The sequence below is a fragment of the Paenibacillus sp. HJGM_3 genome (assembly GCF_045062745.1).
Lineage (GTDB): Bacteria > Bacillota > Bacilli > Paenibacillales > NBRC-103111 > Paenibacillus_AA.
The window spans coordinates 1-15602 of record NZ_JBJGED010000002.1; the positions used below are offsets into that span (position 1 = coordinate 1).

Consider the following 15602-nt stretch of genomic DNA (forward strand, 5'->3'; position numbering starts at 1 on the left):
CGGCAAAAGAAAGAGGCGCCAGCATTGGCGTCGTGTTGCTTATCTTGTTTGTGGGTTTTGTGCTGCTTCCCGCCTTGATCGTCTGGCTCGTCATTTGCCTAATCGCCCGGCTGCGCAGCGGTAAGAAGCTTCGCGGCATACGGGGCACGCATCGGCAGCAGGCGGAAGCGATCAATGCGATGATGGTATCCGACCTGTTCCACGAGTTCGACCGCGGCTTCATGCAGGGAGCGAGTAAGCAACGCACGGGCGAGTTGCAGCGGCAGGTGCTGCAGTTACTCGAACGGTCGGAGGAGATCGGCGAACGGTTGGGGAAATTTCAACCGGGCTTCTTTTTTAGGGGCAAAAACAACCCGCGCTTGGAAGCGTTCCGGGCCGAGCTGGAACTGGAGAACGAGCGGCTCGTTCCGCTGCAGGCGACGTTCGCCGAACTTTCCGCTACGCTGTCGGAAGTGCGGCGGCTCATCGGAGAGGCCAACCATAGGGCGGGCCTCTTGACGGCAGCCGTCGAGGAGCTGGCGCAGCAATCCGCCAACCCGCTCTCAGCGCTTCGCGATCAGTTGAAACAGGCGCTGGAGCTGTACGCGAAGGCCGACGAAGTCGACGAATTCGACTTCGTGCAGGCAGCCCCGCATATTCGTGCCGCGCATGACAACTTCAATGAGGTGGAGAACGGGGTGCACCGGCTGCGCGAGTTGATTCCCGCCTTGCCGCTGCTGCTGCCGCGGATCGCGGCGTGCGAAGCGGAGCTGCGGCTGATCATGGAACGCGAGCGGCTGTTGTGCGTCGACGGCGATCCGTTCCAAATGCTGAAAGCGGCGCGCGAGGACGTTCCCCGGTTGGGCGCCGCGATCGCGGTCGGCGAGGCTCGCCGAGCCGACGAACTCAGCCGGGCGATCGAAGCCGCGATCGGCGGGGCCAAGGAGCTGGTGGAGCAGATGATTCGCAATCGCGACGGCTCGCTGCAGGCGGCGTCCGAGGTTAGCGCGCTGCTGCGCGGCTTTGCCGACCTCGATGTCCGTTTCCGGGCGGAACAGGAGAGACTGCGCGAAACGTTCGCCTCCGTGCACATGAAAGAGCAGGAAGAGCGGCAAGTTCGCATGCGCGAGATGATCGGGGAACTGAAGCGCATGCTTGCTGAAATCGAATCGCTCGTCCATATCAACGTGCAGAAATACAGGGCGGCATCCGCTGTAGGCGAAAAGGTTCATCTCGTCGGCCAAGAGCTGACCGCGCTCCATGAGGAATGTTTCGCTTATCGCAAGTCGCTGGAGCGGACGCTAAACGAGCAGTCGAATCGATCGGCGCGGCTTCACGAACTATACAATCATGCGCATGCCGCGTACGAGAATCTGCAGCTGCGAATACTGGAGCCCGAGGAAGCGATGGCGGATTGCGAGGCGGGGCTGCAGGAGGCACGGCTTCAATTGGACGCGCCCGGCAAGGATATGTACCGCATCGTTTCCGCTCTCGATACGTGCGAAGCGCGAGTCGGGCAGTTCGACCGGCTTGTCGGGCAGCTGGCCCATCTTTATTCGCTAGCGCACCATTCGCTGGAACAGCTGCGGAAAGATTATACCAATCGCAAGCGCCGGTACCGCCGAACAATCAACGTCGGCATATACGAAGCCGATTTCCAGGCCACGGTCGACAGCATTGTGCAAGCCGTCAAGGTGGGCAGCTTCGAGGAAGCGCAGCAGCTTATTGCATCAGCTCAGACGATTCTGGCGCACATGGACAGCGGTTTCCAGCAACAGCGTGCACTGGACGATGCCGCGGATCGGCGACGCCGCGAGCTTGAGGCGGAAGAACGGCGCAGACGGGCGGCGTGGGATGCCGAGGAACGAAGAAGGCGGGCAAAGTGGGAAGCTGAAGAGAAGCGCAGACACGGCAGCGGAGGCGGCGGGAGCGGGCGATCGTCCGGCAGCGCCGGCTGGGACGGCGGAAACGAGCGATCGTCCGGCAGCGCAAGTTGGGGCAGCGAAAACGGGAAATCGTCCGGCAGCGCCGGTTGGGGAGACGACGACAAAGGCGGCGGAGGAGGCAGGTCTTCGGGGTCGTCCTCATGGTAGAGTTGTCGAGACAGCTGCACCGGGCGGGTGAAAGCGGCCGGTGCAGAAGCGCGTTCGCAGGCGGTGTGGCGGTTTTTAAGCGAACGGGCCGAATAACGCAACGAACAGAAGAAAGGAGTTGAACAAGAAAGATGGCAGCATCATTTTCACATAAGCCCGAAGGATACGAATGTCCATTTTGTCGAATTTCTGGTATCGAGCAACCTAATCAGGGAACAAAACAAAGGGATATCATTTATCAGAATGAAAAGGTAACGGCATTTATAGCGAGCAAATGGTGGCCAAACAATAAAGGACATGTTCTTGTTGTTCCTAATCAACATTTCGAGAACATCTTTGAACTCCCTGCGGATTACGCTGCTGAAATTCACCGCGCGGCTCAGCTTACAGCGTTTGCAATGAAACGTACATATGAATGTGATGGGATTTCTACGCGGCAACATAATGAGCCTGCTGGCAATCAAGACGTGTGGCATTATCATCTCCATGTTTACCCTAGATATGTGAATGATCAACTTTATCTGACAAAGGGTTCTCAGTCCGATCCAGATGAACGCTCTTTCTATGCTGATAAGTTGCGTTCATGGATAAAGGAAAACATTAGGGTCTAGGAGGAGCGAGTGATAACCCTAGTAGGAGACGGACCGTAAAAAGGGAGGTTGCTATGAGATTTCCTAAAATGATTAAGGTAAGACAGCATTTTACCGGTCCGCAGGTGACGGATATTGAAGCTGAGATCGCGAAGCAATTGCTGCAAGTCGAACTGTCGCAAAAAATAAAACCAGGGATGAAAGTAGCCGTTACCGCGGGAAGCCGGGGAATTGCCAATATACCGATAATTATTCGTTCTGTTGTCCGGGAGCTGAAAAAGCTGGGTGTCCTGCCGTCCATTATTCCTGCGATGGGGAGTCATGGAGGAGCGACAGCGGAGGGACAAGTTGAAGTCCTACACAGTTTGGGCATAACCGAACATTTTTGCGAAGCTCCTATCGTCTCCTCGATGGATGTGGTTCAAGTCGGCGAGACTCCTGGAGGAATGCCAGTTTTTGTCGATAAAAACGCATGGGAAATGGATGCCGTTTTGTTGATTGGCCGGATAAAGGTGCATACGGATTTCAAATCCCCGATCCAGATAGAAAGCGGATTGATGAAGATGGCTGCCATCGGGATGGGTAAACATAAACAGGCGCTGCTCGTTCACAGTTACGGGGTTCACGGTATTCGCGACATTATGCCGGAAGTAGCAAAGGTCGTCCTTGAAAAAGTGAATATTTTGTGCGGATTGGCAATCGTTGAAAATGCTTTTGAGCAAACAGCCCTGATTGAAGCCATTGCTGTGGACAAAATTCAGGAGCGGGAAGGAGAACTTTTGAAGATATCTGCCTCCTTGATGCCGAAACTGCCTATGGAAGACATTGATGTATTGGTTGTCGACGAGATCGGCAAAAATTACAGCGGTACCGGAATGGATACCAATATCATTGGACGTATACGCATATTAGGCGTGGAAGAGCCGCAAAGTCCGAGCGTCCGATATGTCATCGCAAGTGACCTTAGCGAGGAGTCGCATGGCAATGCACTCGGGATTGGGCTTGCCGATTTGACTACGAAACGCCTCTTCGAAAAGCTGGATTACCGAAAAATGAACGAGAATGTCATTACCAGTTCGTTTCTCCACCGGGCAATGATCCCTATCATTTTAGATAACGATAGAGAGGCAATTTCAGTCGCCCTTCGCTGCAATTGGGGAGTCGACTCGGAGAATGCACGCATCGTGCTAATTCCAAATACGCTTCAACTGGAATATTTATATGCTTCTGAATCGCTACTGGCCGAAATGCAACGGCTGCCTCATATCGAAGTGATCGGTGAAGCCGCGGAAATGCAATTTGATGAGTCGGGATATTTCAAGAAGTCCGATTTTGTGCATTAGCGATTAATAGTTGAGAAGAAAGGAAGAAAAGTCTGATAGCATCCATCAGAAGAAATGGGACCAATATCTTAATAGAGGAGCGTCTCGAATAAAGTCCACAACCAAATTGGTTGTGGACTTTTAAATGGAGGAGTTACCTTAAGAACAGCGAACCGACCCTATTATTTAAGCTTCTGACAATCTAAGCGTTAATCATTTTTGTGTGCGGGAACGGTCGGACGTCCCGACTGGCCATATCGGAAAAATCGGTCCAGCGTGGAATCATGTTGCGAAGCCGATTTGCCGTGTCAAATGCAGCAAAGAAATAAACAAACGGAACAAAGAGGCGGCGCAGCGGCTGTAGTATAATCGACATATAGATATCGTTGTGGGGGCCAGCAGCATGGTAAACTTTATGATCGGTTTCGTCAACTCGATCCGTTCGAAGCTGTTCTACAAAATGCTCATCATCTACTCCCTGCTTACGCTTGTTCCGCTCATCGTCGTCAGCACCACCTTCTACTACCGTTCCAGCCAGTTGATCGGCAAGAAAGCGACGGAGAACGCCCAGCAGGAGCTAAGCGCGGTTGCAACAGCGATTGACGCCCCGCTTCTTGCCATCAAGAAACGGATGCTGGAAGTGGGAGAACGGGATACGATCCAATCTTACTTGAAGCTGTATCAACAAACCGGCGCTAACGCGACGAATGACGATACCCGGTCGAACTTGCTCGAGAGCGTACAGGATGTACTGCAGGTCGAACTGGTTGAACTGAAGAGAACCATCGGTCCATTCGTCGACAGCATGTATTTGATCACGCCGGACGATCAGGTCATCGGTATCGATGGCAGTCGTGCGCTGCAGTACCCTACCGCCTACCGCCTTCTGCCCTTCGAATTCGAACGAATGCCCGAATGGGCTTTTTTTACTGATGATAAACGGATGGCTTGCGACATGAAAATTTACGGGATCGATAAGGTGCTCGATACCGATAAAGTGCTTGGGCAGCTTGTCGTCACGCTGCTCCCCTCGGGTTTGCAGAACGCCGATGCCGACTTTTCGCCCGGCACCTTCTACATCACCAGCTCGGACAACATCATCCTCTCCGCCTCCGATTCGGACGAAATCGGCAACGTGCTGGATGTGAGGGGACCGGCAACGCAGCTGCTGATTCGGCAGAAGTCGCAGCATGCCGACTTCAGTTATATCCGGCTGGCAACACCGGGCACGGACAAGATTGTTGAGAAGCAGGCGCTGTTTTCCGCAACGATCACCTTCCTGGCATGGCTGGCCGTTCTTGTTGTAACGTATTGGATACTCAAGCGCGTGACCGATCCGATCCGGCGGCTTACCCGGCTGATGCGCCGGGCGGAGATTGAGGAATACGAGCTTATACAGGATGTTGTGACGAGGGATGAAATCGCGATGCTCTGTCACGGCTATAATCGGCTTGTGCTGCGGACGAAGGACTTGATCGACAAAAACTATAAAAACGAGCTTCTTGCGTGGGAGGCCGAACTCAAAGCGATCCGGATGTACATCAATCCTCATTTTTTGTACAACACGTTGGAATACATCAGCATCATGTCGCAGAACCCCAGCAAGGCACGGTATGTGCCCGATATTGTCCAGAAGCTGTCGAGCATTTTCCGATTCTCCATTCTGCCGGGCGGGAAGTTCGTATCGCTGGAGACGGAATTCGCATTCGCGGAAAAGTACCTGCAGATTCATCAATACCGGTTCGGCGGGCGGATGCAGCACACTATCGTTCTGCCGGAAATGCTCAGGCAGGCTGTGGTGCCGAAGCTAGTGCTGCAGCCGCTCGTCGAGAATGCGGTAATTCATGGCATCGACCGACTGCCGGATGGCGGCCGCATCGAGATCGAGGCGAAAGATGAAGAGTATATGCTTGTGGTCGAAATCCGAAACCCGGCCCCGCCGGTCGTGTCGGATCGCGGCCCGAGTCCCGGTCGACCGGGCAAGAACGGATTGGGTTCCGGCCTCGAAAATGTCAATATGAGAATTCGCCATCATTTCGGCGATGCATACGGCGCCAAACTCAGCCAAGATGCGGAAGGCACGGTAACGGTCACGCTGAAGATGCCGATCCAACTATGGAGCGAGGCAGGAGGGGAATAGATATGCGCATATTTGTCGTTGACGACGAGTCCGAAATCCGCGACTATTTGGCAGGATTGCCGCAATGGGAGCAAGCTGGATGCACGGTAGTCGGAACAGCTGCCAACGGAGAGGAAGCGCTTGAACTGATGGAGAGAATGAGTCCCGACGTGCTATTGACCGACATCCGCATGCCTGTAATGGACGGCATTGAGTTGGCCGAGGCGGTCCGGACGACGCGTCCCGATCTGCCGATTATTTTCCTAACCGCGCATCATGAATTTGAGTACGCTAGACAAGCCGTTCGGTTGGGCGCCACCGACTTTATTACGAAGCCGTTTAGGCCGGAGGATATCGTTAGCGCGGTGGAGCAGCTGCGGGCTAAGGAGCGTGACGGTTGGCGGGAGCGGGATAGTTTTTTTGCGGTGATCGGCAGCGAGACGGTTTCGGCGGAAGAGAAACGGGAATGGCTATGGGGCCGCGGAATGGAAGACGGGAGCTTTGTCTTGCTTTATGTCGAGCTGGATCATGTGCACGGGTTGCAATATTCGCGAAATCCGTTCGCGCTGAAGCAGGTCCGCAAGGCGCTTGAAACCATTTCAAAGCGGGAGTCAACGACGGCCTGGATGTCCGAAGTCGCAAGCGGGATCTACGTGCTTCTGCCGTATAGGGCGGATTCGAAAACGGACGCTTCCCGGAGCATCGAATTCGCGAAACGCATGATCGAAGCGTGTGAAACGCAGGAAGGACTGAGCATCTCGGTCGGCATCAGCCGGACGATGGTTACCTTTCTCGAGCTTCCGGAGGCGATCCGGCAAACCGGCGTCTGCATGGACTACCGCATGCTGCTCGGCAAAAAGTCGGTGATCGCCTTCGACGCGATCGAGACGATCGTCAGCGAGAAGGAGAAGGAGTCGCTCTCGTCGGTTAATCAGGTGGCGGAGCTGCTGCGCACCGGCGAAACGGACGGCATCCGCCATTCGATTTCCGCCGCCTACCGCCGCATGCTGTCCGTCGGCGCGAGCCGAAAGGACATCCAGCATTTTTGCATCGGAATGATCGAACGATCGGAGGACGTGCTGCTGGAGTTCGGCATCGAGCCGGACGCCCGGACGGCGGTCGAAATCCGGGAAACGATGCTTTCCAGCTTGATTTTGACGGATATGATGAAATCGCTTGAACGTTATATGCTGAGCAACGTGGAAGAAATTCGCCGCTTGCTGTCGCAGTCACCCAAGCGGATCGTGGCGGAAACGAAGATGATCATCCAACAGGAGTATGCGTCCGAGCTCACGCTGCAAACGGTGGCGAAACGGCTGAACGTCAATTATTCCTATCTGAGCCGACTGATCAAGAAAGAAACGGGTGTCAATTTCACGGATATGCTATGGGAATGCCGCATAGAGGCGGCCAAGGTCAAGCTGTTGAATGACGACCTCAAGGCTTACGAGATCGCTTATGCCGTCGGCTTCAAGGACTCGGCCCACTTCAGCATGCTCTTCAAGAAAATGGCGGGATGCACGCCGAGCGAATACAAGCGCCAGGCCGGCGGTAAATTGCAATAAAGAAAAACCAAAACCCAGCCATCGAACATTTCCTCCATCCAAGCTAACATGGAAATGTAAGCGATCATGTGTCAAGAAGGGGTGCTCACATTGAGGAAAAATGCAACAATCACATCGCTCTTTGCAGTGCTATGCGTCTTGCTAGTGCTGGCGGCATGCGGCAAAGGGAACTCGGGCAATGCCGACAACGGGGGCGAAACGGCGACGAACACTCCGACGAGCGGAGGCACCGCGGCCGCTTCGAATGACAAGGAGTTTACGATCCGCGTCGGCTCCTGGTTCCTTGACGACCGCCCGTACCAACAGGCATATATGAAAGCGGTAGAAGCGGGCTACAAGAAGCTGTATCCTAAAGCCAAAATTCAATGGGACATTACGCTCGGGGCCACTTTTTTTGACAAGCTGAAAGCGCAGTTTGCTTCCGATTCCGCACCGGACGTCACGTTCTTCCAGAAGAAGGATTGGTTCAAAGCCGGCAATTTCATGGACCTTTCGAATGAGCCTTGGGTTAGCCGTCTGTCGGAAACCGGCAAGAAATCCCCTGCCGTCCTCTATGAAGGCAAAATACTCGGCGTGCCGCTCGGTAGCACCCCGGCCGGGGGCGTATGGTACAACGCGGACATGTTCAACGAACTCGGTCTGAAGCCGCCGAAAACGGTGCAGGAGTTTATGGATGTTTGCGAGAAGTTGAAGGCGGCCGGCAAAACGCCGATTGCGCTTGGATTCAAAGACGTCTGGACGGCGCAGCTGTTCATGTCGCTATGGATCCAATCCTACGGGTTTGCAAGCGATTCCGAATACGGCAAGAAGATGTACAACGGCGTGATCAAATCGGACGATCCGGCGATCCAGGCGGTCTATCGAAATTTACAAACGATGAAGGAAAAAGGCTATTTCAACAAAAACGCGCTTAGCATCGATTGGCCGGCGTCGGCTCAACTGCTCGCTTCCGGCGAAGCAGGGATGATCGTGCAAGGTCCCTATATGCCCGGCACGAACAAGGACAATATTGAGAAAGGCGGCTACAAGCCGTTCCAGCTCGGGTACTTCCCGCTTATGGACGACAAAGGCAATACCCAAGTTCCGGTCGGCACCAACGCAAGTTTGGCCATCAACGCCAAGACGAAGCTGGTCGAGGAGTCCAAAGCGCTTGTCAATCTGATGACGAAGCAGGAAATTCTGGCGCCATGGCTTGCAGGAGAGGGCTCGCTGCCTTACTTTACGGACGTACAAGTCAAGTTTGACTATCCGGTCATGGATACCTTGAAACAGTTTGTGGATAAATCCTCTTTTTCCAACAGATTTGAAGACTTTATCCCGGCAAGCGCCACTACTGCGATGAGGGATCTTGTCACGAAGGTTATATCCGGCGCACCGTTCAATCCTTCCGATTTGAAGGCCGCACAGGACGCTTTCGAGAAAGACAAGGCGACCGTTGTGCTTCCGTACTGATCCACACGTCGGTACGTACCCGCGTCCAGCCTCACAGCGGCTGGACGCGTTTCATCTTCGGAAAGGAGCCGCTACCATGAATCTGGATCGCAAGAAGTATTGGACGGGCATCTTGTTTTTGCTCCCGGCGCTTGCCGTATTCCTGCTTTTTTTCTACTATCCGTTCCTCGAAAGCGTCTACTACTCGTTCACCAGTTGGAACGGCAGCGGCAAGCCGGAATTTATCGGTTGGGACAATTATGTCAATCTGTTCACCGATCCGCACATGACCGACGGCCTGAAAAATTCGCTTAAGATGGCCGTCTTCGGCATCGTCGTCCAGAACCCGCTGGCGCTGCTCGTTGCGGTGATGATCAACAAACGGTTCCGTACACGCGCTTTTATACGCACGGCGATCTATTTCCCGGTCATCGTCAGCCTTGTCGTCGCATCCGTCGTATGGGGGCAGCTGCTGCAGTTCGACGGCTTTTTCAACGAAATATTGAACCGGCTCGGACTCGCATCGTGGACCGAAGACTGGCTCAGCACGCTCAAGACGTCGTTCCCGACGATCATCCTGCTCTCGCAATGGCAGGCGATCGGATTTTGCGCCGTTATTTACCTGGCCGGCCTTCAGTCGATCCCGCCGGATATGTACGAGGCGGCCGAGCTGGAGGGAGCCAGAGGCTTCACCCTGTTCCGGAATATTACGTTGCCGATGTTGATGCCTACCGTGACCATCGTGCTGTTCCTGACGGTCGTCGGCGCGCTGAAGCTGTTCGACTTGCCGTACATTATGACCAACGGCGGTCCCGGCACGTCTTCCTACACGCTGTTCCTGGCCATCTATAACGCCGCTTTCAGGGAAAACAATTACGGTTACGCGACGGCGGGAGGCATTTTCCTCGCGGTATGTATCATTGCGGTGTCGATCGTCCAACTGTCCATTACGCGCAAACGGGAGGTGGAGCTCTGATGGAACGCAAACGGGCTTCCCTGCTGACGGAAATCGTCCTGATCGTCATCGGGCTGCTGTTTTTATTTCCGATTTTTTATTTGCTTCAAATGTCAGTCAAGCACCCGGGTATTTTCTACAAGCCGCTCACGCTGCCGGACCGGCTGTATCTCGACTATTACAGCCAGGCGCTAAGCGGCGCCTTTTTCCGCAGTTTGGCCAATTCGGTCATCGTTACGGTCGGTGGACTCGGATTGACCATCCTGGTCGCGTCCATGGCCGGGTATATGCTTGCCCGGCGCAGTGACAGGCTGTTCCGCATCGTCTTTTTGCTGTTCATGACCGGCATGATCATCCCAACCGTCGGTTCGCTCATTCCGCTGTTCAAGCTGGTGAACGCATTGCATCTCGGGAATACGCGGACCGCGCTTGTTCTCTTGTACACGGCCGGGCACATTCCGTTCGCTACGTTTCTGTACTCCGCGTTCACGAAATCGATTCCGCGCGAGCTGGAGGAATCGGCGGCCATCGACGGCTGCGGTTCGTTCCGAATGTTCTGGTACCTTATGTTCCCGCTGCTGCTGCCGGCGACGGGCACGTTCATTCTCACCAATGTTTTCGGCATCTGGAACGATTTTGTGACGCCGCTTATTTTCCTCAACTCCCCGGAGAAAATGACGCTGATGCCCATGATCGTCCAGTTCATGTACAACAAGCAGTCGACCAACTTCGGCCCCGTGTTCGCGCTCTGCGTGCTGGCCATGATTCCGCTGCTCGTCCTGTTTATTTTCACGCAGAAGTATATGTTGAAGGGTCTCGTCGTGGGGTCCGTAAAAGGATAAAGTCAAATTCAGCAAATACGAAGTCAATTGCAACTAGTGGAATTGACTTCTTTTTATTTTATGATGGGGGGGAAATCCAAGGGCAGACACTCCGTATGAGTAATGATTTACTACACAAGGAGATGGAACTATGTTCAAAAAAATGTTTATTCTGATTTTTGCCTGGGTCAGTTTATTCTACATGACAGGGAAACCGACAGCATCCGCAGAAACACAATCCCCCGAATTGCTGGTAAATCCGGGATTTGAGAACGGCACAACAGGTTGGAGTGCGCAGCTGGCGACGTTAACGCCGGATTCGACGCAAGCGCACTCCGGCGGCTCCGCCTTGAAGATTTCGAACCGAAGCAAGGACTGGAGCACGGCCGTGCAAAATGTGACGGGTGCCCTTCAGAGTTACGGGCCCGGCAACTATAAAGTAAGCGCTTATGTGAAGCTGGCAGCGCCGCTCGCAAGCGGTTCGTGCAGTCCGTTGCTCGTCCTCAAATATAATGACGGGTCGGATCATTATGCCACAACGAGCCGTGTTGCCATAAACGATCAAAATTTTGTCAAATTGGAGGGGAGCTTGAATCTCACATGGAGTGGAACATTGAAGTCTGCACAGGTATATGTTCAAACCGGATCAGGTGGAACAGAATGTTTGTCAACTATCTATGTCGATGATTTCAGCCTCGTAAATACGGATCGCTCCACTCCAATTAATCAATCCCCTGAACTATTAGCTAATACAGGTTTTGAAAGCGGGTTGTCAAGTTGGAATGGGCAATTGGCGACCTTAACGGTTGACAGTTTGAATGCTAATTCCGGAGCAGCTGCTCTAAAGATTTCGAACCGAAGTCAGGATTGGAGCACAGCCTATCAAAATGTCGGGGATATGTTAAATAGCTATGGACCTGGCAATTACAAGCTAAGTGCTTATGTTAAGCTTGTATCGCCCCCGGCTGGCGCGTCTTGCAGCCCGATGCTTGTTATCAAATATAACGATGGATCGGATCATTATGCTACCACGAGTCGGGTTGCTATCAACGACCAGACCTATATGAAATTGGAGGGAAGTGTGAATCTCTCTTGGATTGGAATGTTGAGTTCTGCACAGATGTATGTACAAACCGGGACGGGTGGGAAAGAGTGTCTAGCAGATCTATACGTGGACGATTTCAGTTTGGTAAACACAGATCGTGCGACTCCGTTACCGCCTGATCTTGGAGACTCAAGCGTCAATCTTGCAGCAAACAAGGGAGTAACGGCTTCGAATACATTAGACGGTTCGTATAGTGCCTCTTATGTAACAGATGGTGATGTAAACACATTAAACGGACATGAATGGGCAGCGGACGTTTCGCAAAGCTCACAATGGGTCACCATTGATTTACAAAACAATTTAAAATTTAATCGCATTGAGGTTTATACGAGCCACGGCAAAGAGTTGAAAGATTATCAAATCCAATACTGGACTACAGCCGGTTGGGTTAACATCTTCCCAGGAGTGACCGGTAATGCTGTCGATCATAATGCTTATGTCTTTGAACCGCTCATTTCGTCAAAAATTCGAGTAAATGTGACCAAAGCTGGTGACGATGGCATAGCAAGATTGGTGGAAATCGGCGTCTATCTCGACCCCAATTTAGCATTCGGCAAAGCCGTAGCTGCTTCTAGTGTTCAGACGGGCTATAGCGTTTCCTACATGAACGACGGCAATAAAGTGACATCGGGCTGGAAACATTGGGCGGCTGATGTATCCCAACAACCTCAGTGGGTAGAAATTGATCTGGGAAAGATGACTACCTTTCAGAGAGTGGAGTTTTATACACCTTCAAGCTATGAACAACGTGAGTATACGATTCAATATTGGGACGGAAGTCAGTGGATAGCAGCTTTTCCGACCGTAACCGGGAATAGTGCAGAACACAATTCGCATTCATTCCAGCCTGTCACGGCTTCGAAACTCCGTGTATATGTGACGGAAGGTAATATTCAGCAGCATGGTCAGGACGGTGGGGAGAATGTAGCGCGTATTGTGGAGCTCGAGGTCTACAGCACAAGCGGACGGTTTGTCGACAACACCGTTGTGCCTGATCCTATTCCTCAAACGATTGACCAAAGACAAAGCAAGACAGCTGTAGGGGCTATTCGGTGGGATATGTGGGGGAGTACAGACAATCCTTTAGATTTTGGATCCCAAACACAAAAGACGCTTTCACCTGAAAAATATCATTTCCGTCTGCCTTGGTATGCTTCTGTCACGGGTACAAATGAAGCTCATATCCCCCAGTATACACAGGAGATTATGGATCAGGAGATCCAGTATGCCAAAAAAGCAGGAATTGACTACTGGGCATTCGTAATGTACGAATCTCCAACGGCAAGGGATCTATACTTATCCAGTGCCCATAAGGACGATGTAAAATGGACGGCTATTCTCGGAGCATCAGGCTACTCCTTTGATAACTACGCGTGGCTTGTGTCTCAGTTTAAGACCTCCAATTACCAGAAAGTTCTTAATGACAGACCTCTGGTGTATGTCTGGAATACGAACAAACGATATGTAGATGAGTTGCGATCGGAGGCTCATAAACAAGGCACGGCAGAACCCTATATCGTCATTATGGGGACCAATGCTAAGACTATGCGTCTGATGCAAGGCGATGCGCTAAGTCAGTATACGAATTTTGGATCTAACGGTTCGCCCTATTCAACGCTTATAAAAAATGATAAAAATAACTGGAATTTGCTCGCGGATTATGGAGCGCAGGTGATCCCCACGGTAACGACCGGATGGGATCCCAGGCCGCGTATCGATACGCCGGTATGGACCTCATATGGAGAAAACCAATGGGCTCAAACCGCAACTCCACAAGAAATCGCGGAAAATCTGAAAAACGCATTGGAGTGGAATGACAGCCACCGTTCATCGAGCTTTCCAAATGCAGTATTGATGTATGCTTGGAACGAAAACGATGAAGGAGGATGGATCATTCCCACCCTCGGAGCCGACGGTCAGCCGGATACAAGCAGGCTTGACGCCATTGAGTCGGTTTTGCGTCCTGATCTCGCCCCGCCAACGATTGCGATCGGGGCACCCGAACCGGGAACCTACCAAACCGACGATGTTTGGACTCCGCAAATTCAAGTAACGGATACCGGGTCGGGCGTCGACACGACGAAAACCGTCATTTGTCTGGACGGCCAACCGATTTCGGCCGATGCGGCCATCCCGTTGTATACGCTCTCTATTGGCACACACGAATTTATGGTAACCGCCGTAGATAAGGCCGGCAATTCGGCGTCACAGTCGGTCAGCTTCCAGATTGGAACCAGTGTGGATTCGGTGAAAAGGCTGCTGACGATTTTCGCAAGTAAAGGTGGGATCGAGGGAGAAGGGATCTTGACCAGCTTGCAGAAGATCTTGGAGAATGCCAACCTGGAAGCCTTTATCAACGCAGTTTCGGCGCAGAAAGGCAAACATATCGAAATTGTCGCGGCTGATATATTGTTGCGAGACGCGAATCAGATTCGAAAGGATGAATCAGATGGCGAAATTGTTCAACAATGACAGGGCTTACTGGCTTGATACGATGGAACGTATCGCCGGTCCCGTATTAAAGGCGCTATCCGTGCGACAGCTTAAAGCAACGATGCCGGTCGAAGTGAAAACGGACGCTCGGCTTCAATATACGCATTTGGAGGCGCTCGGCCGGACATTGACTGGCCTCGCTTCGTGGCTGGAATCGGGTCCGCGGGACGGGGAAGAAGGACGGCTTCGCGAGCGCTTCGCCGAAATGGCCCGGGCCGCCATCGATGCGGGGACGGACCCTGCTTCGCCGGACGCTTTCAATTTTTCGGAGGGGGATCAGCCGCTTGTCGATTCAGCCTTTTTGGCGCATGCAGTGCTGAAGGCTCCGACCGTGCTCGGGGAGAAGCTGGAGCCTCGTGTTCGCCGTCAGCTCATAGCCTCGCTAAAAGCGACGCGTACTCGAAAGCCTGATTCGACCAACTGGCTGTTGTTTTCCTCCATGATCGAAACGGCGCTTCGCCAGCTCGGCGAAGCGGACTGGGACCGCATGCGGATCGATTATTCGCTCAAGCAGTTTCAGCAGTGGTACAAGGGAGACGGCGCTTACGGCGATGGAGCCGCTTTCCACTGGGACTACTACAACAGCTTCGTCATTCAACCGATGCTGCTGGATATCGTGGAGGCTGTAAGCGGAGAAGAGGCGGATTGGGCCAAGCTCGTCGAGCCGGTCCGGAAGCGGGCCGTCCGTTACGCAGCGGTGCAGGAGCGGCTCATTTCGCCGGAGGGAACGTTTCCGCCGATCGGGCGGTCCATCGCGTACCGGTTCGGCGCGTTCCAGCATCTGGCGCAGATGGCGCTGCGCCGCGAGCTACCGGTCGACATCGAGCCTTCGCAGGTACGCGGGGCGCTCAGCGCCGTCATCCGCCGGACGATGGCGCAGCCGGGAACGTTCGACGCGAACGGTTGGCTGACGATCGGTCTGTGCGGCCATCAGCCGGACCTCGGTGAAGTTTACATTTCAACCGGTAGCCTGTACCTGTGCTGCGCGGTTTTTCTGCCGCTCGGCCTGCCGGCGGACGATCCGTTCTGGACAGGCGAGGCCGATTGGACTTCCAAGAAGGCTTGGTCCGGCGTCAACCTCCCGGCCGATACGGCGCTTTACGGGTAAGTCGGCCTCCCTCTATATTAA

9 protein-coding genes and 1 pseudogene are annotated in these 15602 nt (G+C 53.3%); all 10 read left to right on the forward strand.

Translation table 11 applies throughout. The features are described 5' to 3' along the window. Positions 1–2072 (forward strand): annotated as a pseudogene (locus ACI5FR_RS02395) (hypothetical protein); the annotation flags it as partial. Positions 2073–2203: 131 nt separating this feature from the next. Then, on the forward strand, positions 2204–2683 hold the full coding sequence (locus ACI5FR_RS02400; protein WP_405449820.1) for an HIT family protein: 480 nt from the start codon (positions 2204–2206) through the stop codon (positions 2681–2683). Positions 2684–2736: 53 nt separating this feature from the next. Continuing rightward, on the forward strand, positions 2737–4005 hold the full coding sequence (locus ACI5FR_RS02405; RefSeq protein ID WP_405449822.1) for a nickel pincer cofactor-dependent isomerase, group 22: 1269 nt from the start codon (positions 2737–2739) through the stop codon (positions 4003–4005). Between the two features lie 382 nt (positions 4006–4387). Next, positions 4388–6124 carry a sensor histidine kinase gene (locus ACI5FR_RS02410; RefSeq protein WP_405449825.1) on the forward strand — a complete coding sequence of 579 codons (1737 nt, stop codon included), beginning with the start codon at positions 4388–4390 and terminating at the stop codon, positions 6122–6124. 2 nt (positions 6125–6126) lie between these two features. Next, positions 6127–7668 carry a response regulator transcription factor gene (locus ACI5FR_RS02415; RefSeq protein WP_405449828.1) on the forward strand — a complete coding sequence of 514 codons (1542 nt, stop codon included), beginning with the start codon at positions 6127–6129 and terminating at the stop codon, positions 7666–7668. A gap of 90 nt (positions 7669–7758) precedes the next feature. After that, the gene (locus ACI5FR_RS02420; RefSeq protein ID WP_405449831.1) at positions 7759–9120 is read left to right on the forward strand and encodes an ABC transporter substrate-binding protein; all 1362 of its coding nucleotides are present in this window, start codon (positions 7759–7761) and stop codon (positions 9118–9120) included. Positions 9121–9196: 76 nt separating this feature from the next. Beyond that, positions 9197–10075, forward strand: a complete 879-nt coding sequence (locus tag ACI5FR_RS02425) for a carbohydrate ABC transporter permease (RefSeq protein WP_405449834.1) — start codon at positions 9197–9199, stop codon at positions 10073–10075. Next, entirely contained in the window at positions 10075–10896 is an 822-nt protein-coding gene (locus tag ACI5FR_RS02430; protein ID WP_405449836.1) for a carbohydrate ABC transporter permease, read from the forward strand. Before ACI5FR_RS02425 ends, ACI5FR_RS02430 begins: the two co-directional genes overlap by 1 nt. A gap of 130 nt (positions 10897–11026) precedes the next feature. Beyond that, positions 11027–14452: a carbohydrate binding domain-containing protein gene (locus tag ACI5FR_RS02435; RefSeq protein WP_405449839.1), complete on the forward strand. Its 3426-nt coding sequence runs from the start codon at positions 11027–11029 to the stop codon at positions 14450–14452. Continuing rightward, positions 14430–15581 (forward strand): DUF2264 domain-containing protein, encoded by a 1152-nt coding sequence (locus tag ACI5FR_RS02440; protein ID WP_405449841.1) that lies wholly within the window; start codon positions 14430–14432, stop codon positions 15579–15581. Before ACI5FR_RS02435 ends, ACI5FR_RS02440 begins: the two co-directional genes overlap by 23 nt. The last annotated feature ends 21 nt before the right edge of the window (positions 15582–15602 follow it).